Here is a 20,490-nt window from a genome sequence, read left to right on the forward strand (position 1 = left end):
GCCGGGGGTGTAGCAGTAGCTCGTAATACTCGCCGGCGGCGGCCACCTGCGTTGAAGGTCGTCGGTGTGTTCCTAAGCGTAGTGGGCGGCGGGCGCCGCACCCTTGGCCCGCCCCCGCTACCAGGCGGGGGCGGGCCGGGCTACCGGCACCAGGCAGCTAGGCCCGCACCGACTTGATAAAGCACTGGCTGATCATCATGGCCACGTAGGCGAAGCCCTTGCGGCCGGCGTTGTCGCGGTCGTCGCCGTAGTCCACCTTCTTCTGCACGTCGCGCATGGCGTTGTACAGGCCCTCGCTCACGTCGTTGCCCACGCCGTCGGTGTTGGCAATGACGGGGCTGATCTTGAAGTTCTTGTCGTCGGCGCCGTGAAATTGGGCCGCGGCCTGCGCCAGCACCAGCTTGCCGGTCGCGTCGAAGCCGCAGATCAGGGTAAGGTGGTCGTCGCGGTTGCCCCGGTCGTAGTCGATTTTGCACGACACGATCAGGCCCAGGTTGTCGCCCACCACCGAGGTTTCCATGTACCACACGCGGTAGTTGAGCGGGTCGTCGTCGCCGGGCACCTGGTTCTGGTACTGGAAGCTCACCACCTTGTCGTAGTTGCTGGATTTGAAGTTGCCGTAGTACTCCCAGGCGTCTTTGCCGTTGTCGCTGGTTTTGAAGTCCGGGATGTTCAGGTCTTTCCCCGATTCCAGCATCAGGGGGAAGTAATTGTAGTCGAGGGTAATGGTACTCATCGGGTTGTCAGGATAATACGGTGGGGAATGATTAGGCCGACACGCAGCTGCAGGCCCGGTTGACGGCGTGGCACACCACGGCCGTAGTGTAGAGGCGGCCGCCGTCGTCGCTGAGCTTGATCAGCTTGGGGCTGATGTAGTTGAAGAGCGCGCTGTACACGTCGAAGGCCACGGCGGCGGCCGTAACGACCAGGCCCACCGCGGCCGAGAGGCCCGCCGTTTCGGGGGCGGCCACCGCGGCACCCGCTACGATGACGGCGGCGGCGCTATCCACGGCCAGCACCACCACCGGCGGAATCTTAAACCCGTCGCCGCCGGCCTCCCAGTCGCCGGCCACCTGCTGCAGGGTGCCGTCGGGGTTGAAGGTCAGGACCAGGTTGGCGTGGTCGTCGGTGGCGTTGTTGCGGATGTGGTCGATTTGCATCGACAGCTCAGTCTTGTTGCCGTTCCAGGTGGGGTTGTACACGCGGTAATCCGAATCCTGGATGGTGTACTCCACCTTGTTGGAGCTTACCTGGGCATTGGGGAACAGCTTCTGAAACTTTCCCAGGTCAAATTGCAAACTCATGTACGGGCTATTTAAATCTTCACGGTGCCTACTCTGTGGGCTTTTCGGCGGCGGCCACCTGCGTTGAAGGTCGTCGGTGTGTTCCTTGCAATAGGAATTAGCGGAAGGGCAACCAGGCGGCTACGGGCGCGCTCCGTGGCCAGCTGCTTGGTGGATCAAAGGTGCTGCGCCGTGGGTGATTAGCTAAATAAAAATTGTACCCTGTTTAGGGGAGAGTAATTTTGCGGGGTAGGGCAGGTATTTCTACGGGGGCTGGCCCGTGTCCCCTGAACCGGGTACAGCGCCCGTGCGGCTGCCGGTGTGTCGAGTTGCACCTTTGTCATCGTTTATGACTTTCCCCACTTTTCCCGTCGCCCTGGCCATTGTCGAAGACGACGCCCGCGTGCGCGAGTTGCTGCGCACGTACCTGAGCCGCCAGCCCGAGTTTAGCTGCACCATCGTGGTGGGCTCGATGGAGGAATTCTGGGAAGAACTGGCCCTGGGCCTGCCCCCGCGCGTCATTTTGCTCGACGTAAGCCTGCCCGGCCAAAGCGGCATCCAGGCCTTGCCCATGCTGAAAAAGCGCCTGCCCGAAGCCGATGTGGTGCTGCAGACCATGCACGACGACGCCGACCGCATTTACCAGGCGCTGCGGGCCGGGGCCACGGGCTACGTCATCAAAAACGCCACCAGCCTGCCCCAGTACAAGCAGGCCCTGCTCGACGTGCTGCAGGGCGGGGCGGCCCTCTCGCCTTCGGTGGCCCGCAAGGCCCTGCAGCACTTTCAGCCCGCCCCCAGCCAGCAGCCCGCCCTGCTCTCGGCCCGCGAGCAGCAGGTGCTGCAGGCCCTGCTCGATGGCCTGAGCGAAAAGCAGGTGGCCGCCCGCCTCACCCTCTCGCCCGACACGGTACACACCTACGTCAAGCGCCTCTACGACAAGCTGCGCGTGAACTCACGGGCCGAACTGCTGAGCCGCGCCGCCAAAGGCGACCTGTAAGCGCCCCCGCGGCTACAGCGGCACCCGCAGGCGCACCCTCCAGCCGCCCGGGGCCGGCCCGGCTTCCAGTGCCGCCCGCAGCAGCGCGGCCCGGTGGCGCATGTTGCGCAGCCCCTGGCCCGCCCGCGACGTGGCGGCCGGCGCCCCCTGGCTGCTGACGGTCAGCTCCAGCTGCGCGCCGCCGCTCAGGCCCACGGCGATGGACGTGCCCGGCTGGCTGTACTTCAGCGCGTTGGTCAGGGCTTCCTTGAACACCAGGTACACGTGCTGGCGCACCGCCGGCGGCAGCGGCCGGTCGAGCGTGGGCGGCAGGGCCGTGTCGTCCAGCGACAGCGCCCGGCCGGTAGCCCGGGCCGTGGCGTCGAGGTGGTCCTGCACCCGGTCGACCAGGGCCGCCAGGGTATCGGCCCCGGCATCGACGCTCCAGATGATGTCGCGTACGGTGCTGGCCGCCGCCCGGCTGTCGTCGACCAGGGCTTCCAGCTGCGGGGTGGGGGCCAGTTCCAGCTCGCGCAGCAGCTCGGCCTGCATGGTCACGCGGGTGAGCAGGGCGCCCACTTCATCGTGCAAATCGGCGGCGAGGCGGGCGCGCAGCTCGTTTTCGCGGCGCAGGCGCAGCAGGCGGCCGCGCTGCCAGAGGTACACCGCGGCCACGGCGGCCAGGCCGGCCAGCACCCAGGTCAGCGGGCGGTTCCACCAGGCGGCCGTCACCGTCAGCGGCAGGCTCAGCTGGTTGGTGGCCGGCACGCCCTGGCTGGTTTCGGCCCGAATGTCCACGGTGTAGCGGCCCGGCGGCAGCCCCTGCAGGCGCAGCTGCGGTGTCGTGCCCAGGCCCAGCCACCGGTTGCCGAGCCAGCCGCGCACCCGGTAGGCGTAGCGGGCCCGGGCGGGGTCCGCGTCGTGGGTCAGGGCCAGGTGCAGGTCGACGAGCGGCGCGTCGGGGGCCAGGTGCAGGGCTGGTCGCGCGTCGGGGGGCAGCAGGTAGCGGGTGTGGTTGGCGGCAGTGCCGAAGGTGGTCAGGCGCGTCAGCAGCAGGTGCGGACGCGCCGCCGCCGGAGCCGGGGCGCGGTCGGGCCAGATGCGGTGCAGGCCGGCCACGCCCCCGATCAGCAGCGAGCCATCGGCCGGGTCGATGTAGGCGGCGCGGGCGTTGCACTCGTCGGAGGCCAGGCCGTGGGCCGTGGTGAAGATGGCCAGCCGCCCGCTGCCCGGGTGGTAGCGCACCAGGCCCTGGTAGGTGCCCAGCCACAGGTAGCCGCCCGGGCTGGGCGTGATGGTGGCCACCGATGCGTTGGGCAGGCCCTGGCCCAGCGTCAGGGCCGGGTGCGCCCGCCCGTCGGGCTCGATGACGGCCAGCCCGTGGGCGCGGGTGCCCACCCACAGCCGGCCGTCGGGCGCCAGGTACAGGCAGCGCGCGCCGTCGACCGGGGCCCGCCGGCCGGCCGGGGCGCCGGGGCCGTAGCTGGTGCGGGAGCCGGTGGCCAGGGTGAGCCGTTCCACGCCCTCGGGCGTGGCCAGCCACAGGTGCCCGCGCCCGTCGGGGCACACGTCTTCGATGGAGCGGCCCGCCAGCGGCGCCGGCGCGCCCGCCGGCGTGAAGGGGCGGTAGGTGGCAGCGGCGGCGTCGTACCAGTACAGGCCGGCGCGGGTGCCGCCCCACACCCGCCCGCTGGCCGGGTCGCGGGCCAGGCTTAGGATGCCGGCGTTATTGGCACTCTGGTCGGTGACGGGGAGCTTGTTGATGCGGCCGGAGTGCGGGTTGAAATGCAGAAAGGGAAAGACGCCCACCGCCAGCCAGTCGCCGCCGGGCCCGAGGGGCGCGGGCACCACGCCCATGAGCACCGGCGCATTGCCGGCCGGCAGCGCGGCGGCGGGCCAGCGGCGCAGCGGGGCCAGGGGCGAGTCGGGGGCCTGGGTGAGCAGGCCCTTCTGGTAGCTGCTGACCAGCAGGCGGCCGTCGGGCAGCCGCACGCTGGCGCGCACGCTGTAAGGCTGGCCGTCGGGGCCGGGCAGGGGCTGAATGAAGGCGGGCGCGGCGGTGCGAAACCAGCAGCCGCGGGTGCCCGAGTCGAACACCCACCAGCGCCCGGCGTTGTCGGCGCGCAGCCGGCCGTTCCAGGCCCCGGTCGACCAGTCGGGCAGCGCCAGGCTGAACAGCAGGCGGGGCTGGGGGGCGGGCCCGGCCGTCCAGCTAAGCTGCAGCAGCTGGCCAGGGCGCAGCAATACGGGTCCGGTGGGGGTGTTGCGCAGCAGGTCGCTGGCGCTCTGCTGGCTAGTCGGGGCCCAGCGCAGCGCCTCGTGCAGCTGGTTGCGGGCGTCCAGCCGGTAGGCCGCGTGCCGGCTGAGCAGCCAGATCCGGCCGCGCGGGTCGTACACCGGAAACAAGGGTTCCGCCGGGTTCGGGTACCAGTTGCGCCGCAGCCGGCCGGTGGAGTCGAGCTGGCTGGTGTGGGTTTCGCTCACCATCCAGTGGGTGCCGTCGGGGGCGGCAAACCAGTCGGTGACTTCGGCGGTGTAGGGCAGCAGCGGCCCGGCGGGCCGTCCCTGCGGCGAATACCGGCGCAGCCCCACTTCGCGCTGGTACACCCACACGTGCCGGCCGTCGGCGGCCAGCTGCACTCCGGCAATGTAGCGGCTGGGCTGGTCGGGGGCGGGCAGCGGCAGCGCCCGCAGCCCGCCGTCGGGGCCGAAGCGGTACAGCCCCGATTCGGTGCCCACCCAAAGGCTGCCGTCGGGCAGGGGCAGCAGCTGGTTGCAGGGCACCGGCGGCAGGGCCGGCCCGGCCCGGCGCAGGGCGTTGAGGGGGACCAGCTCGGTGCCGTCGTAGCGGTACACGCCGTCGTCGGTGCCCACCCACATCAGGCCCTCGGGCGTGGTAACCAGGGTGCGCAGCATCAGCTTGCTGAGCGCCGCGTCGGGCTGCCAGCCGCCCGGCGCCGGCGCCGCCGCGGCGCGCAAGGCGAGCAGCACCGCCAATAACCCCAACCATAAGCCCCGGGTATTCATCGCTCCAAGGTACAGCTCGGCCGTTAGGAAATGGGCCGGCCGGGGCCGATAACGCAATGTTAATCTGGGCCCTCACGCGCCGGTCTGGCCGCATTGGTGGGCGGCCGGCGCGCGGGCCGGGGCTTACGCAAAACAGCCACCAACGCGGGGCGCTGGTGGCTGCAATAGCACAAAACCGGGACTGGCTTACTTGCCGCCGGCCGAGGTGCCGCCGCTGGCCGAGGCCGTGGCCTGCTGGGCCAGCTGCACGGCGCGGTAGAGGTTGACCACCCCGCCGGTGTTTGAAAGCGTGGTGAAGTCCACCTTTTTCTTTTCCTCGCCGGGCTTGACGACCTGCGTGTGCACCGGCTCGGCCGACTGCATGATGATGCGCTTCAGCTCGGCGGCCTGCAGCTGCGGGAAGTAGGACTTGAGCACCGCGGCCACGCCGGCCACCGTGGGGGCGGCCATGCTGGTGCCACTCTCGTTGCCGTATTTGCTGCCGGGCAGGGTGTTGTAGATGGCCACGCCCGGGGCAAAAACGTCGACGCGCTTGCCGTAGTTGGAGAAGTCGGCGGCCAGCTGCGCGTCGTTCTTGCTGCTGCTGGCGCCCACCGTCAGCACGTTGGGGTAGGTGGCTTTGGCGCCCTCGGCAATGGCGGCCGGGAAGTGGTCAATCACGTCGATGTTGTTCGACTCGTTGCCGGCCGCGTGCACCAGCAGCACGCCCTTCTGGCCGGCGTAGCGGATGGCGTCCTCCACGGCCTTGCGCTGGGGCGAGTAGTACTTCCCGAAGCTCATGTTGATAACCGTCGCGCCGTTGTCGACGGCGTAGCGGATGGCGTTGGCCACGTCCTTGTCGTGCTCGTCGCCGTCGGGCACGGCCCGGAGGGCCATGACGCGCACCGGCGCGTCGGCCACGCCCAGCACGCCCTCGTTGTTGCGGCGGTCGGCGGCGATGATGCCCGACACGTGGGTGCCGTGCATGGGGTCGGGGCCCATCACGTCGGGGTTGCCGTAGCCGCGCTGGTCCACCTTCGTTTCGTCGTCCTGCACGATGTCGGCCCGCGGGTTATAGCTCAGGTTCAGCGAGTACTCCACGCGCTTCCGCGCCGACACGGCCGCCTCCTGCATCTGCGTCACCACCGACTCCATGTCGGGCGCGCCGGTGGCCACCAGGCTCTGGTACCACTGCGCGGCCACCGTTTTCAGGCGGGCATCCTGGGTGGGCGGGTTGCGCAGCACGGCCGTATCCAGCCGCTGCACGCCCAGCACCTGCTTCACGATGTCCACGTTCTTGCCGATGGTTTCGCTCATCGGGCCGTACTGCTCCGCGCTTTCGGTGTCTTCCTTGAGCTTCTTGTCGTAGTCCTTTTTCACGCGCTGGTACAGGTCGTATTCGGCCTGCTTGTCCTTGGGCAGCGCGGCGCGCGTCTTGCCCTCGTAGAGCGGCTTCAGGCGGGCCACCAGGCGCGTCTCCTCGTAGGTGTCGGTGCCCACGTTGCGGCCGTCCTTGCCGCCGAGGAAGTTCCAGCCGTACACGTCGTCGACGTAGCCGTTGTTGTCGTCGTCCTTGCCGTTGCCGGCAATTTCGCGGGGGTTGTGCCAGAGCACGCGCTTCAGGTCGACGTGGGCCGTGTCGACGCCCGAGTCGATGACGGCCACCACCACCGGCGAGGCAGTGCGGCCTTTCAGCAGCTCGGCGTAGGCGCGGTCGGCACTGATGCCCATCACGTTGTTGGCTTTGGGGTCGAGCAGCGTCCACTGGGGCGCGGCGGCCGGGGCGGCGCTCTGCGCGAAGGCGGCGGCGGGCAGCAAAGCCACGCCGAGTACGGTCAGCCAGGGACGAAAGGAATTGCGCATGGGCAAGGGGAAATCAGGGGTAAATGGCGGCGGCAATGACAAATTGCGGGCCGGAAGATAGGCTACGGACACCAGCCGGGCGGCGGGCGTTGCGGCTGGGGCGGGTTTTCTGTCTATGGCCGTTAACCGATATTGCCGTGTGACTCGTTCCCGCAACCCCTGACTAACATGGCTCCGCCGGCAGCAAAGCAAGCTGAATGGGCCCACTCCCTGCCCGGTATTGGGTGGCGGCTGGTGCTGCCGTTGCTGGTGGAGCTGGTCGTACTGGAAGGGGTAGGATGGTGGTAGGCCCAGGCACCCGTCGACAACACCCCGACCGCCACTCCTCCGGCGTTATCGCCCCCCGGTTTTACTGCCCTGGCCGATGCCTCGGGGCGGGTATTTGAAGCGGTGATATTCTTTTACCTGTGCCTGCTAAGCTTCGGGGCGCTGGCGCTGCTGCAGGCTTTGCTCAGCTCCCTGCCGGCCCACCGCCGCTACGTACGCGGGCGGCCCAATAGGTGTATGCGCTGCTCGGGGCGGTGGCATTTACCGGCTGGATGCACGGCTTTAGCAACACGGAGTGGCTGGTAAACAGTAGCTTGGCGTGAAGCTGGCGGGCGGCGTGCTGGCACTGGCCAGCCCCGGCGTGGTCGAATGGGCCAACCAGCGAAACCAGGCCGCTCCGGCCGCTTCTGGCGTGAGTCCGCCTGGCGCGAGTCGCCCGCCTGGCGCGAGTCTTAAGCGCAGCGTGACTCGTGCCCACGGATGAGGGCGAGTCTCCGACTCGCGGCCCGCGGCCCGCGGCCTGGCGGAACCGCGCCACCCGCCAAGCTTCTCCCGACCACCTATCGTGGTTCACTCCTTTGTGCGCCGCCCGGGCGGCGCAGGTGCCGGGAGTCTGCAGACTCCCCTCCATGGGGCGACACGAGTCCCGCGCTGCGCGCTTCAGACTCGCGCCAGTGACTTCAGACCCGCGCCAGCGGCGCGGATCTATCTGCGCCAAAAACATCTTCGCCCTCCGCCGGTCTACCTTTACGCCCCGCACGTCCAGTTTACTCCGAATGCTCCGTCGCTTCTTCCGCGCCGCCCTGCCGGCCCTGCTGCTCTCGCAGTCACTCAGTCACGCATTCACTGCCTCGGCGCAAGCGCCGAAAACCTACAGCTCCTCGGAAATCCTGCTGGGCCTCAAAAAGCTCAACGTCCTCGGCTCGGTGCTCTACATCGCCGCCCACCCCGACGACGAAAACACCCGCCTGATTGCCTACATGGCCAACGGCCGCCTGGTGGAAACCGGCTACTTCAGCTGCACCCGCGGCGACGGCGGCCAGAACCTCATCGGCCCGGAGCTGCGCGAGCAGCTGGGCGTCATCCGCACCCAGGAGCTGCTGGCCGCCCGCCGCATCGACGGCGGCCGGCAGTTCTTCGGCCGCGCCAACGACTTCGGCTTCTCCAAAACCGCCGACGAGACGTTCAAAATCTGGAACAAGGAGCAGGTGCTGGCCGACATGGTCTGGGTGATTCGCCAGCGCCGCCCCGACGTGCTCATCACCCGCTTCCCGCCCGACGCCCGCGCCGGCCACGGCCACCACACCGCCTCGGCCATCCTCGCCGCCGAAGCCTTCGACGCCGCCGGCGACCCGAAACGATTCCCCGAGCAGCTCCAGTACGTGCAGCCCTGGCAGCCCAAGCGGCTATTCTGGAACACCGGCTCCTTCTTCGTGAAGCCCGGGGAGAGCATGGACGGCTACCTCAAGCTCGACGCCGGCGGCTACAACGCCCTGCTCGGCCAGGGCTACGGCGAAATTGCCGCCCGCAGCCGCTCCCAGCACCGCAGCCAGGGCTTCGGCTCGGCCGCCCAGCGCGGCGAAGCGCTAGAGTACCTGCAGCTGGTGAAAGGCGAAAAAGCCAGCAAAGACCCGCTCGAAGGCGTGGACCTCACTTGGAACCGCGTGAAAGGCGGCGCTGCCGTCGGCAAGCTGCTCGATGAGGTCATCCGCAAGTTCGACCCGAGCAACCCGGCGGCTTCCGTGGCGGGGCTGCTGAAGGTGCGGGGAGCTATTGACGCACGGATGCAGCCGCCTAATGATTACAAAGTTGGAGTGTTAGCCACGGATTGGTTAACCCAGAAACGACAGGCTGTAGATGAGCTTATAGCTGTCTGCTTAGGGCTTCATGTAGCGGCTAATAGTTTAGAACCCTCGATTACTGAGAAAAAAGGGGGAGCGAGTTTTATATCTGCCGAAGTCATTGCCAGAACGAATACATTACCTGTGCAGCTCAAGTATATGCAAATGGACGGGGGAGGGCAGCAAAAGAAATTGGTGAATGGGGTATATGTCGATACGCTGCTGAACAAAAAACTTCAGCCTGAACAGCTAGTTGCAATTCGCTTGAAAATGCGTGTAAGTCCCCGAACATCCACGCAACCTTATTGGCTCGAAGAGCCAGGTACGGTAGGTATGTATACAATACCTGAAGGGTTCTTTTCGAGCGGCACCGACCCTGATTACAGGCATTATATTGGCGCAACTGGTAACACCCTGCTGGCTGGCCAGATGTTGGTTGGCCTGCCGGAAAGTCCTGCGCCAGTAGTTTTGAAGTCAACCTTTCAAATTGGGGCAGGGCAAGAGGAGCTTACGGTCATGACTCCCGTCCAGTACAAGCGCACCGACCCCGCCCTCGGCGAGCTGTACCAGCCCCTGGCCGTCGTGCCGCCCGTGGCCGTCAACGTGCTGGGCAAAGCCTACGTCTTCGCCGACGAGCAGGCCAAGATGGTGCCCGTCACCCTTAAGGCCGGCCGTGCTGGCGCCAAAGGCTCGGTGGCCCTGCAGGTGCCCGCCGGCTGGCAGGTGCTGCCCGCCAGCATTGCCTTTGACATTGCCAACAAGGACGAGGAGCGCACCTTCACCTTCCTGGTGCAGCCCGTCAAGAACAGCCCCGAAAGCAGCGGGCAGCTGCGCGCCGTGGCCACCCTCGACGGCCAAACCTACTCCCGCGGCATCCAGCAGATCAGCTACCCGCACATTCCAACCCAGACGCTCTTCCCCGAAGCCACCGCCCCGCTCGTGCGCCTCGACGTGAAGCGCCGCCGCGACGAAATCGGCTACCTCATGGGCGCCGGCGACGAGGTGCCCGACGCCCTGCGCCAGCTCGGCTACCGCGTCACCCTGCTCAAGCCCGAGGACCTCACCGCCGACAAGCTTAAGCGCTTTGACGCCGTCCTGCTCGGTGTGCGCGCCTACAACACCATCGAGCGGCTGAAGTACCAGCAGAAGGAGTTGCTCGAATACGTGGAAAAGGGCGGCAACCTGGTGGTGCAGTACACCGTCAACCGCGGCACCGTGCTGCCCGAAATCGGCCCCTACCCCCTGCAGCTGTCGACTGACCGCGTGACGGTGGAAGACGCCCCGGTCACCATCACCCGGCCCCAGCACCCGCTCATGAGCACCCCCAACAAGATTACCCCCAAGGACTTCGAAGGCTGGCAGCAGGAACAGGGCCTCTACTACCCCAGCTCCTGGGACCCGAAATACCAGACCGTCATCAGCAGCCAGGACCCCGGCGAGAAGCCAAAGGAATCGGCCATCCTCGTCACTGAGTACGGCAAGGGCCACTACATCTACACCGGCCTCTCGTTCTTCCGCGAGCTGCCCGCCGGCGTCCCCGGCGCCTACCGCCTCATCACCAACATGATCGAGCTGGGCAAGGCCAATTAGGATCTGTGGACAGTAACCAAAAATGGTGTTCTGTGCTTCCCAGGCCGTCATGCTGAGCCTGTCGAAGCATCTCTACCGCTTCGTTGAAAAGTGCGGTAGAGATGCTTCGACAAGCTCAGCATGACGTTCTTTTGGCTTACTGTCCACACGGCTTAGGGGAGGCGTGTAAGAGGATAGGCGTGTAAGAGTCGATAGGGAATTGGGCGAAAGGAAGAACGACAAGCTCCCCTCCTCAGATGAGGAGGGGACGCCAAGCCGCAGGCTTGGCTGGGGTGGTTGACCGTCGTTGCTGACGCCCACGCGGCCCAGGCGTCGCTACCCAATGACATTCCCCGCCACCATCATTCCGCACGCCCCCACTACCTCGCCGATAGCTCCCACCACCCTTCCGCGCTCTTCCACCGCCTCGCCGATAGCTCCCACCATCATTCCGCACGTGCCCACCACCTCGCCGACCCTTCCCACCGCCTCGCCGCACGTCCCCACCGCCTCGCCGATAGCTCCCACCACCTCGCCGCACGTCCCCACCGCCTCACCGACAGTCCCCACCATCTCGCCGACAGTCCCTACCGCCTTACCGCACGTTCCCACCATCTGGCACGATATTGCCGGCTGACTCAGCTGCCCGGCCGCAACCTGCGCCCGGCCGCCCGCGTCCCTTCCCCGCTCCTGATCCGCCCATCATGCCCCAGCCCGCCCCAGCCCCCGCCGACGCCCACGACGACGCCCAGCCCCCGCTGCTGCCCAGCTGGCGGGCCTGGTACGCGCTGGTGCTGGCCGCATTGGCCGCTGAAATAGCCCTGATGGTGGCCTTCACCCGCTATTTCGCCGCATGAGTGCCCTCGACTGGGCCGTGCTCACCGGCGCCCTGCTCTTCATCATCGGCTACGGCACCTGGCGCACCCGTCGCGCCGGCCACTCCCTCGACGGCTACCTGCTCGGCGGCCGCCAGACGCGCTGGTGGGGCGTGGGCCTGAGCATCATTGCCACCCAGGCCTCGGCCGTCACCTTCCTCAGCACCCCCGGCCAGGCCTACGCCGACGGCATGCGCTTCATTCAGTTCTACTTCGGCCTGCCCCTGGCCATGGTGCTGATTGCCGTCGTGGCCGTGCCCATCTACCACCGCCTGCGCGTCTACACCGCCTACGAGTACCTGCAAAGCCGCTTCGACCGCCGCACCCGCACCCTGGCGGCCAGCCTTTTCCTGGTGCAGCGCGGCTTCAGCAACGGCCTCTCGCTCTACGCCCCCGCGCTGGTGCTGTCGGCCATTCTGGGCTGGAACACCACCGTCACCGTGCTGCTGCTCGGTACCGTCATGATTGCCTACACCGTCAGCGGCGGCACCCGGGCCGTCACCGTCACGCAGCAGGGGCAGGTGGCCGTCATCTTCGCCGGCATGGCCACGGCCGGCTACCTGCTGGTGCATTATCTGCCCGCCGAAGTCGGCTTCTCCGATGCCCTGCACGTGGCCGGCCGCCTCGGCAAGCTCAACCTGGTCGACTTCCATTTCAGCTGGACCGACCGCTACAACTTCTGGACCGGCATGACCGGCGGCCTGTTTCTGGCCCTCTCGTACTTCGGCACCGACCAAAGCCAGGTGCAGCGCTACCTCTCGGGGCAGAGCGTCACCCAAAGCCGCCTCGGCCTGCTCATGAACGGCCTGGTGAAAGTGCCCATGCAGCTCGGTATCCTGCTCATCGGCGTGCTGCTGTTCGTGTTCTACCTCTTCCAGCCCGCCCCGCTGAGCTTCAACCGCCCCGTGTACGAGCGGGTGATGCACGGCCCCCGCGCCGCCGATGCCCGCCGCCTCGAAACCGAGCACCAGGCCATTCAGCAGGCCCAGCAGGAGGCCGCCGCCGCCTTCGTGCAGGCCCGCCACGCCCACGACGCCCCCGCCCAGGCCGCCGCCCAGCAGCGCCTGCAGCTCACCCAGGCCTCCGCCGCCGGCCTGCGCACCGACTGGCAGCAACTCGTCCAGCAAGCCGCCCCCGCCGCCGACGTGAAGGACACCGACTACGTGTTCATCTCGTTTGTGCTGCGCTACCTGCCCCGGGGCCTCGTCGGGCTGCTGGTGGCCGTGGTGCTCAGCGCCGCGCTGGGCTCAGCCGCCGGCGGCCTGAACTCCCTCGGCTCCACCACCCTCATCGACCTCTACCGCCCCTTCACCCGCCGTCAGGATCAGACTGAGGCGGAGCTGGTGCGCGTGTCGCGCTGGGCCACGGTGGGCTGGGGCGTGCTCGGCATCGGCTTTGCCCTGTTCGCGGCGCGCATGGAAAACCTCATCCAGGCCGTCAACATCCTCGGCTCCCTGTTCTACGGCACCATCCTGGGCATTTTCGCCGTGGCCTTTTTCCAGAAGCACGTCCACGGCCGCGCCGTGTTCTGGGCCGCCGCCGCCACCCAACTGGCCACCGTGCTCTGCTTCTGGCTCACCGACATTGCCTACCTCTGGTTCAACCTGCTGGGCTGCGCCGCCGTCATGCTCCTGGCCGAGCTGCTCCAACGCTTCTGGCCCGAACCCGCCAAGCGCGTCCTGGCGCCCGCCTAGCCGCGCTTCGCTCGCAAGGACGGCCAGTGTCGCCGCCGGCCAGCATTACCGATATCCTCCCCAGCTCCCGAAACGTCAAACGGCCCGCTACCGGATAGTAGCGGGCCGTTTGACGTTTCGGGAGCTGGGTGAGCTTAGCTTTTCTTCGCCGGCTCCTCCGTTTTCTTGGCGTCGGCTTTGGGCTTGTAGAGCGCCTTTTCCTTCACCTCCGTTTTCTTGTCCTCGGTTTTGGCTTTGACCTCGGCCTTTTTATCGTCGGCTTTCACCTTGACCTCCGTTTTCTTGTCGTCGGTCTTCACCTTCACTTTCGTGTCTTTGCCGGGGGCCACGCCGCCGTTCTTCGCCTCCAGCATCAGCAGCTCGTTCAGCTTGACGTAGTCGAGGTTCTTGGCTTCCAGCGCCAGCTTGCGCGACTGGTCCGCGGTGGCCTCGGCCCCGGCGTAGTCTTTCAGCTTCAGCTTGATCTTGGCCTCGGTGTGCACGTTCCAGAACTTGGGCTCCGTCGCGTTGGCCTTCTGCATCCAGGTCAGGGCCTGGTTCAGGTCCTTGCCGTTGTCGTAGTAGTAGAGGGCGGCGGCGGCCAGGTCGTTGGCGGCCGGCGCGGCGTTTTTCACCACTTTCTCGTCGATCTGGGCCATGACCTTGGGCTCCACGTCGGCCGCAATTTTAAACTTGGCGCCGGTCAGCTCCCACTGCATGTCCACGTTGGCCGTGGCCGGGGTGATATCGGCGAAGTTGATGGTGAACGTTTCCACCTTCGTGCCGAGCTTGTAGGGCTTGATGCTCACGCGGGCCACATCCTCGTCGTCCTTGAAGCCGTCCACGTTGGCGCCCTGCTTGAGGTTCTTGTTGAACACCAGCAGCCACTCCGCCTTGTTGGGAATGGTATAGAGGCCGTACTCGCCGGCCGGAATCTTCTTGCCCTCCACCGTCACATCGTCCGAAAACTTGATGCTGGTGGTTTGGTTGGCACCCGTGCGCCAGCGCTTGCCGAAGGGCACCAGTTCGCCGAAGATGGCGCGGCCCCGGGCGCTGGGGCGCGAGTAGGTAATGGTGACGTCGGTGAGGCCTACGCGCTGCTGCACGGTGCTTTTGGGGCTGGCGGCCGGGGTATTGAGCTGGGCCTGAACGGCCGAAGCGGTGAAGAGCAGAACGCCTGCCACGGCCGAGCCGGCCAGCCGCGAAATCCGGGTTTGTAGCAACATGAGAGAAGGGTACGTGGAGTTGATACGTACCGGTAAAAGTACGGCTTTCGGCCAATGGCACCCGGTCCGTGCTAAAGGAATTGTCACGCCGGCGGCCAAGCCGCTGTCAGCCAGCGTAGGGGCGCCCGTCGACCAGCAGCCGCGCGAAGGAGTCGTGGTGGTGCAGCAGGCGCCAGAAGCGCTGCAGCGACACCAGCGTGTAGCCGCCGTAAATGGTGAACGTGACCGTGCCGCGGGCAGGGCTGTAGCCGCGGCTGTAGTGCGCCGCCGCATCCATGGCGGCGTAAAACAGCTGCTGCACCGCGGGCACGTCGAGGTAGTTTTCGTTGAACGTGACGCGCAGGCGGGTTTGCATAGCAGAACGACGACCGGAAGAGCTACTCCTGAAAGGGTGCTGCAAGGTAAAAGCGGTTGGCGTGGTACCGGGCCAACCAGCTGGTGCGGCCGGTGCCAAACTACCCCGCCGGCAGCTGACGCGCAAGTGCCCGTCACGACCAAACCAGGACCGGCATCAGGGTAGTAGCAGCGCAGCTACTTTGAGTGAGGGGTAAGCGACGGATTATTGCTGCTTTATCAGCTTACAGGGTGTGGATTGAAAGGGGGTTAAGATTTTTATCACTGATAAAAGCTGCATGAGCCCCAAAAGAGCAAGGCCCTTTGAAAAAAAACAGCGAATTGCGTTGCGGGCATTCGGACATATAGATAAGCTTATTTACTTTTCGCCCATCGCTTTTTCCCTTCACCCAACTCTGTATGAATAAAAACTTTACCCGTCTTCTGTCCGCCACGCTGGTTGTCGCTGGTCTAGGGTTGCCGGGGCTTGCCCGGGCGCAGGCCACCTACACCCAGATTTCGCTGACCGGCTTCAATCAGGACGTTATTGCCAACGGCAGCGGTGCCGCTACCACTTCCACCACCTACGACCTCGACGGCAGCAACGGCGCCGCCTTTGTGCTGATGGCGCCTAACTTCGTAAACCCCTCGGGAGCGGCGCCGACGCGCTCGTTGCCGGCCAACGGCGTCATTACCAGTGCCGTTACCACCGGCGTGACCTACCAGCTGGCGCCGTATACGGGCAACAACGACCTGCGCATTCCGCTGACCGGCTCCAGCACTGCCGGCACGGGGACGCTCACTTTTGCCAGCCCCCGCGCCGCCAACACCATCTACGTGCTGGTTACCTCCGGGGCCGCGCCGAGCACCGTCACGCCCACGGTCACGTTTACCGACGGCACCACGCAGGTGTTCACCTCCCAAACTGTGCTCGACTGGTTCGACGGTGCCAACCCCGTCGTGATGGGCCTGGGCCGGGTGGGGCGCACGGCCGCCAGCGGCATCGAAAACCTGACGACCAACCCGCGCCTCTACCAGATGACGCTGCCCATCGCGGCCGCCAATCAGAGCAAGCTGGTGCAGAGCATCAGCTTCAACAAAACCTCCACCACGGGCGTGCTCAACGTGCTGGCCGCCACGGTACTCGACGTGCCGCTGTCCTCGCGGGCCCCCAAGGCCGGCGTGGTGCTGCAGGCCGTGCCCAACCCCGCCCGCGAAACCATTACCCTGCGCGTAGACAAGGCCGCCAAGCAAGCCACCGCCACCTTGCTCGACCTGACCGGCCGCGAGCTGCAAGCCGCGCCCGTGCACAACCAGCAGGCCAGCTTCGCGCTGACCGCCCTGCCCGCCGGCGTGTACCTGGTGCGCTACCAAAACGAAATCGGCAGCCAGACCATCAAGGTGGTGAAGGAGTAGTACGTACTGACCTGATGAACGGAAACGGCCCCGCGGCAGCTGCTGCGGGGCCGTTTTGGCTATTGGCGGGAGCAAAAAACGCGTTTCGGGCCTACGTCAGCTCAAACTGCAGCTTGAGCAGGTTGGCGTACAGCCCGTTGTCGTCGTGGCTCAGCTCGTCGTGGCTGCCCTGCTCCACGATGCGCCCGCCGTCGATGACCAGAATCTTGTCGACTTTGCGGATGGTGCTCAGGCGGTGGGCGATGATAATGCTGGTGCGGTTCTGCATCAGCTCGTCCATGGCCTGCTGCACCAGCTTCTCGCTCTCGGAGTCGAGGGCCGAGGTGGCTTCGTCGAGCAGCAGGATGGCCGGGTTTTTCAGGATGGCGCGGGCAATGGCAATACGCTGCCGCTGTCCGCCCGAAAGCTTGATGCCCCGCTCACCCACCACCGTTTCGAGCCCCTCGGGGAAGCTCTGGATGAACTGCCAGGCATTGGCCCGCCGGGCCGCGTCGATGATGTCGGCCTCGGGGGCGCCGGGGCGGCCGTAAAGAATATTCTCGCGGATGGTGCCGCCGAACAGCAGCGTCTCCTGCGGCACAATGCCGATGTGCTGGCGCAGCTCCGTCAGATCCAGGTCGTTGATGTCGCGGCCATCCACGCGGATGTGGCCGCCGCTGAGCGGGTAGAGCAGCATCAGCAGCTGCACGATGGTGCTCTTGCCCGCGCCCGAGGGCCCGACCAGCGCTACCTTCTCGCCCGCCTCGATGTGGAAGCTGATGTCCTTGAGCACCGTCAGATCGGGGCGGGTGGGGTAGCGGAACTGCACGTGCTGGTACTCGATGTCGCCGCGGACCTTGAGCGGCGCGGTGCCGGCCGGCCGCGGCTGGTGCACCGGCTCCGATTCTTCGTCCAGGATTTCCAGGATGCGCTCCGAGGCGCCGAGGCTGCTCTGAATCTTGCCGTACATCTCGCCCAGCCCGGCCACCGAGGCGCCGATGAACATGGTGTAGAGGATAAACGATACCAGGTCGCCCATGGGCAGGTGGCGCGGGTCGGAAGCGGGCAGCTCCACGTAGGTGGCGCCGCGCCAGAGCACCAGAAAGATGCCGCCGAAGATGGCCACGATGATAAACGATACGAAACCACCGCGGAACAGGCTGGCTTTCAGGGCCGCGTCCACGGTGCGGCCGAGGCCGAGGCCGTAGCGCTGCACCTCGTGCTGCTCACTGGTAAAGGCCTTCACCGAGTTGATGCCCTGCATGGTTTCCTCCACGATGACGTTGGTCTTGGCCAGCTCGTCCTGGGTTTGCTTGGAGAGCTTGCGGATGCTGCGCCCGAACAGGAAGGCCAGCAGCACCAGCGGCGGAAACGTGGCCAGCATAAACAGCGACAGCCGCCACGACTCCCACATGATAAAAGCCACGCCGGCCAGCAAGGTCAGAATCTGGCGCATGAACTCGGCCAGCGTGAGCGTAAACGTGTCCTGAATGTTGGCCACGTCGGAGGTCAGGCGGGAGGTGATTTCGCCCACCCGGCGCTGCTCGAAGAACGGAATCGGCAGGGTGACGAGCTTTTGGTAGAGCGTGCGGCGGATGTCGCGCACCGAAAACTCGCTTACGCGCGAGAAAAAGAAGATGCGCCCGAAGGAAAACACGCCCTGCAGCAGCACTACCCCGAAGAGCACCAATGCAATGCCGGTGATGGTTTTGGGCAGGTAAGCCGGCAGCGTGGCCGTCTGGTGGTTGGCAATGTTGACGAGGTAGCCCAGCATCTTGGGCATCACCATCGTGGAAACGCTGCTCAGCAGCAGCAGCAGCAGGCCGGCAATAAACGGCGCCTTGTAGGGCAGCACGAAGCGGAAAATCCGCAGCCCGCGCTGGAAGCTTTCTTTGGTGAGCTTAACCTTGGGTACGTCGGCCCCCACCTGGCCGCTGGTATTCATTCCGCTTCTGGCTGCCATCTTTTAGCTGGTGAAATAGTGAGATGGTGAAATAGTGAGTGTCGTTCAAACTGCGCATTTCCCGCGCTGTCAGAACCTCAACCTCACCATTTCACTAGTTCACCATCTCACCTATACGTCGCTGTTATTCGAATTTTACTTTACCCTTCTCCACAATTAGCTCGCCGGAGTGGCCAATGGGCACGGGCAGGGCCACGTCGACGGCTACGGGCTTGCCCTTGCGGGTGGCCGGCTTCCAGGCCGGCATCAGGCCGAGCACCCGCAGGGCTTCGGCGTCGCACTCGGCGGAGTAGCCTTTGTCGACCTTAACGTTCGTCAGGCGGCCGTCCTCGCCCACGGTGAAGCTGGTAAACACCACGCCCGACTTCTGCTGGTCGAGCAGGGCCTGCGGGGTTTTCACGTTTTCCTGAATAAACTGGCTTAGCGCCGGCTGGCCGCCGGGGTAGGCCGGGGCCACGTCGGGGCGGTCGGCGCCGGGCTTGAGCTGCGGGCGCATCTGGTCGGCGCGCATCACCACCGGGCCGCGCACGTTCGGCGGGCGGCGCTGGGCCACGGCGGCCGAGCCGCAAGTAGCCAGCAGCAGAACGAAGAGCAAGTGATATTTCACGGGCAGGAGCGGATTGGGGTAAAACCAGCGGGCAAAGGTACGGCTTAGCTAACCAATTCGGGGGCAGCGGGGTTCACCGCCGCCGCCACTTCGGCCGGGCGCGAAATGGCCAGCAGCGAGCAGAACGTGAGCAGCCCGTTGACCAGCAGAATCTCGAAGCCGAACTCGTAGCCGCCCAGCCACTGCTTGGAGTTGGCGTTGAGCAGGTAGCAGAACAGCGGCGGCCAGGCGCACATGTAGGGCACGTACTTATCCAGCAGCTGGCGCCGGGTGAAGATGCCGAAGGCGAACAGGCCCAGCATCGGGCCGTAGGTGTAGCCCGCGGCCTTGAACACGGCCGTGATAAGGCTTTGATTGTTCAGAGCCCGAAACACCAGGATGATGGCCACCAGCACCACCGTGAACATCAGGTGGGTGCGGTGGCGCAGCGTGGTCTGCCGCTCCTCCGAGTACTTGCTGATGCTGAGGAAGTCGACGCAGAAGGAGGTGGTCAGCGCCGTCAGGGCCGAGTCGGCGGAGGAGTAAGTGACGGCGATGATGCCCAGGATGAAGATGATGCCCGCAAACAGGGTGAAGTGCCCGGTGGCCAGCATCGGAAACACGTCGTCGCCGATAATCTTGCCGGTGGGCCCCACGGGCAGCTGAATGCCCTTGGCGGCGGCGTATTGGTAGAGCAGCACGCCCAGCGAGAGAAACAGCATGTTGACCGGCACCAGGATAAGGGCAAACCAGAACATGTTCTTCTGCGCGTCCTTCAGCGAGCGGCAGCTCAGGTTTTTCTGCATCAGGTCCTGGTCCAGCCCGGTCATCACGATGGTGATGAAAATGCCCGACACAAACTGCGTCCAGAACTTGCGCGAGTCCGTCCACTCCCAGAAGAACACCCGCGACATTTCCGAGTTCTTGATGGTGCTGACCACCTGCCCGAAGCTCAGATTCAGCTCGTCGGAAATCAGATACACGCTCACGGCCACGCAGGTGAGCATGGCCAGCGTCTGGAAGGTGTCGGTCCAGAGAATGGTGCTCAGGCCGCCGCGGAAGGTATAGAGGTAGATGAGCAGAATGCTCACGGCCACCGTCACGGCGAAGGGCACGCCCAGCTGATCGAACACGGCAAACTGCAGCACGCCCGCCACCACGTAGAGGCGCAGCGCGGCCCCGATGGCCCGGGAAATCAAAAACAGCGCCGCCCCGGTCTTGTAGCTCCAGAAGCCGAAGCGCTTTTCCAGGTAAGTGTAGATGCTGACCAGGTTGAGCTTGTAGTACAGCGGCAGCAGCACCGTGCCGATGACCAGGTAGCCCACCAAATAGCCCATGACCACGGCCATGTAGCTCCAGGCCTGGGCGTGCACCATGCCCGGCACCGAAATAAAGCTCACGCCCGAGAGCGAGGTGCCAATCATGGCGAAGGCCACCATGTACCACGGCGCGTTGCGGTTGGCCACGAAAAACGAGGCGCTGGTGGCCTTGCGCGAGGTCAGAAAGGCAATGACGATGAGAATGACGAAGTAGCCGGCAATCAGGCTCAGGACCAGGGTAGGCGACATAGGCGGGAAAAGTAGGCGGCAAAGATACGCAATGCCACCCCCGCGGCGGGCACCCCGGCCGTGCCC

14 protein-coding genes are annotated in these 20,490 nt (G+C 65.9%); 5 read left to right on the forward strand and 9 right to left on the reverse strand.

Annotated features, from left to right (window positions below):
- Nucleotides 1-157 precede the first annotated feature (157 nt).
- Both DLM85_RS14645 and DLM85_RS14650 read right to left on the reverse strand, forming a co-directional pair.
- The gene (locus DLM85_RS14645; RefSeq protein WP_111478856.1) at nt 158-736 is read right to left on the reverse strand and encodes a hypothetical protein; all 579 of its coding nucleotides are present in this window, start codon (nt 734-736) and stop codon (nt 158-160) included.
- A 31-nt stretch (nt 737-767) separates the two neighbouring features.
- On the reverse strand, nt 768-1,304 hold the full coding sequence (locus tag DLM85_RS14650; RefSeq protein WP_133257069.1) for a hypothetical protein: 537 nt from the start codon (nt 1,302-1,304) through the stop codon (nt 768-770).
- A gap of 328 nt (nt 1,305-1,632) precedes the next feature.
- On the opposite strand from DLM85_RS14650, the gene DLM85_RS14655 reads away from it, so the two are divergent.
- The gene (locus DLM85_RS14655; protein WP_111478858.1) at nt 1,633-2,280 is read left to right on the forward strand and encodes a LuxR C-terminal-related transcriptional regulator; all 648 of its coding nucleotides are present in this window, start codon (nt 1,633-1,635) and stop codon (nt 2,278-2,280) included.
- Between the two features lie 12 nt (nt 2,281-2,292).
- Here DLM85_RS14655 and DLM85_RS14660 read toward each other — a convergent pair whose 3' ends face one another.
- Entirely contained in the window at nt 2,293-5,250 is a 2,958-nt protein-coding gene (locus DLM85_RS14660) for a sensor histidine kinase (RefSeq protein WP_133257070.1), read from the reverse strand.
- Nucleotides 5,251-5,472: 222 nt separating this feature from the next.
- Nucleotides 5,473-7,128, reverse strand: a complete 1,656-nt coding sequence (locus DLM85_RS14665; RefSeq protein ID WP_111478860.1) for a S8 family serine peptidase — start codon at nt 7,126-7,128, stop codon at nt 5,473-5,475.
- A 1,043-nt stretch (nt 7,129-8,171) separates the two neighbouring features.
- Between DLM85_RS14665 and DLM85_RS14670 the strand changes: the two genes are divergently transcribed.
- The 3 genes from DLM85_RS14670 to DLM85_RS14680 all read left to right on the forward strand — a co-directional run bounded on the left by DLM85_RS14670 (nt 8,172) and on the right by DLM85_RS14680 (nt 13,374).
- Complete coding sequence (locus tag DLM85_RS14670; RefSeq protein WP_111478861.1) at nt 8,172-10,826, forward strand: PIG-L family deacetylase; 2,655 nt, start codon at nt 8,172-8,174, stop codon at nt 10,824-10,826.
- Between the two features lie 683 nt (nt 10,827-11,509).
- Nucleotides 11,510-11,662 carry a hypothetical protein gene (locus DLM85_RS25505; protein ID WP_165822147.1) on the forward strand — a complete coding sequence of 51 codons (153 nt, stop codon included), beginning with the start codon at nt 11,510-11,512 and terminating at the stop codon, nt 11,660-11,662.
- Complete coding sequence (locus DLM85_RS14680; protein WP_111478863.1) at nt 11,659-13,374, forward strand: sodium:solute symporter family protein; 1,716 nt, start codon at nt 11,659-11,661, stop codon at nt 13,372-13,374. The genes DLM85_RS25505 and DLM85_RS14680 overlap by 4 nt, the downstream gene beginning before the upstream one ends.
- A 134-nt stretch (nt 13,375-13,508) precedes the next feature.
- Here the strand turns inward: DLM85_RS14680 and DLM85_RS14685 are convergent, their stop codons facing one another.
- Nucleotides 13,509-14,579 carry a DUF2911 domain-containing protein gene (locus DLM85_RS14685; RefSeq protein WP_207891030.1) on the reverse strand — a complete coding sequence of 357 codons (1,071 nt, stop codon included), beginning with the start codon at nt 14,577-14,579 and terminating at the stop codon, nt 13,509-13,511.
- A gap of 106 nt (nt 14,580-14,685) precedes the next feature.
- Nucleotides 14,686-14,934: a hypothetical protein gene (locus tag DLM85_RS14690; RefSeq protein ID WP_111478864.1), complete on the reverse strand. Its 249-nt coding sequence runs from the start codon at nt 14,932-14,934 to the stop codon at nt 14,686-14,688.
- A 398-nt stretch (nt 14,935-15,332) separates the two neighbouring features.
- On the opposite strand from DLM85_RS14690, the gene DLM85_RS14695 reads away from it, so the two are divergent.
- Nucleotides 15,333-16,328, forward strand: a complete 996-nt coding sequence (locus tag DLM85_RS14695; RefSeq protein ID WP_111478865.1) for a T9SS type A sorting domain-containing protein — start codon at nt 15,333-15,335, stop codon at nt 16,326-16,328.
- A 91-nt stretch (nt 16,329-16,419) separates the two neighbouring features.
- On the opposite strand, the gene DLM85_RS14700 is transcribed toward DLM85_RS14695, so the two are convergent.
- The 3 genes from DLM85_RS14700 to DLM85_RS14710 all read right to left on the reverse strand — a co-directional run bounded on the left by DLM85_RS14700 (nt 16,420) and on the right by DLM85_RS14710 (nt 20,424).
- Nucleotides 16,420-18,252, reverse strand: coding sequence for an ABC transporter ATP-binding protein (locus DLM85_RS14700; RefSeq protein ID WP_111478866.1), 1,833 nt, complete (start codon nt 18,250-18,252; stop codon nt 16,420-16,422).
- Nucleotides 18,253-18,394: 142 nt separating this feature from the next.
- Complete coding sequence (locus DLM85_RS14705) at nt 18,395-18,877, reverse strand: energy transducer TonB (protein WP_133257071.1); 483 nt, start codon at nt 18,875-18,877, stop codon at nt 18,395-18,397.
- Nucleotides 18,878-18,921: 44 nt separating this feature from the next.
- Nucleotides 18,922-20,424, reverse strand: coding sequence for a sodium:solute symporter (locus DLM85_RS14710; RefSeq protein ID WP_111478868.1), 1,503 nt, complete (start codon nt 20,422-20,424; stop codon nt 18,922-18,924).
- Nucleotides 20,425-20,490 lie beyond the last annotated feature (66 nt).

It is taken from the genome of Hymenobacter edaphi (genome assembly GCF_003258365.1).
Taxonomy (GTDB): Bacteria; Bacteroidota; Bacteroidia; order Cytophagales; family Hymenobacteraceae; genus Solirubrum; species Solirubrum edaphi.

Excerpts from the sequence above, each read along its gene's own strand:
- DLM85_RS14645 (WP_111478856.1), bottom strand. The coding sequence starts at position 736 with ATGAGTACCATTACCCTCGACTACAATTACTTCCCCCTGATGCTGGAA.
- DLM85_RS14650 (WP_133257069.1), bottom strand. The coding sequence starts at position 1,304 with ATGAGTTTGCAATTTGACCTGGGAAAGTTTCAGAAGCTGTTCCCCAAT.
- DLM85_RS14655 (WP_111478858.1), top strand. The coding sequence starts at position 1,633 with ATGACTTTCCCCACTTTTCCCGTCGCCCTGGCCATTGTCGAAGACGAC.
- DLM85_RS14665 (WP_111478860.1), bottom strand. The coding sequence starts at position 7,128 with ATGCGCAATTCCTTTCGTCCCTGGCTGACCGTACTCGGCGTGGCTTTG.
- DLM85_RS14670 (WP_111478861.1), top strand. The coding sequence starts at position 8,172 with ATGCTCCGTCGCTTCTTCCGCGCCGCCCTGCCGGCCCTGCTGCTCTCG.
- DLM85_RS25505 (WP_165822147.1), top strand. The coding sequence starts at position 11,510 with ATGCCCCAGCCCGCCCCAGCCCCCGCCGACGCCCACGACGACGCCCAG.
- DLM85_RS14680 (WP_111478863.1), top strand. The coding sequence starts at position 11,659 with ATGAGTGCCCTCGACTGGGCCGTGCTCACCGGCGCCCTGCTCTTCATC.
- DLM85_RS14685 (WP_207891030.1), bottom strand. The coding sequence starts at position 14,579 with ATGTTGCTACAAACCCGGATTTCGCGGCTGGCCGGCTCGGCCGTGGCA.
- DLM85_RS14690 (WP_111478864.1), bottom strand. The coding sequence starts at position 14,934 with ATGCAAACCCGCCTGCGCGTCACGTTCAACGAAAACTACCTCGACGTG.
- DLM85_RS14695 (WP_111478865.1), top strand. The coding sequence starts at position 15,333 with ATGAATAAAAACTTTACCCGTCTTCTGTCCGCCACGCTGGTTGTCGCT.
- DLM85_RS14700 (WP_111478866.1), bottom strand. The coding sequence starts at position 18,252 with ATGAATACCAGCGGCCAGGTGGGGGCCGACGTACCCAAGGTTAAGCTC.
- DLM85_RS14710 (WP_111478868.1), bottom strand. The coding sequence starts at position 20,424 with ATGTCGCCTACCCTGGTCCTGAGCCTGATTGCCGGCTACTTCGTCATT.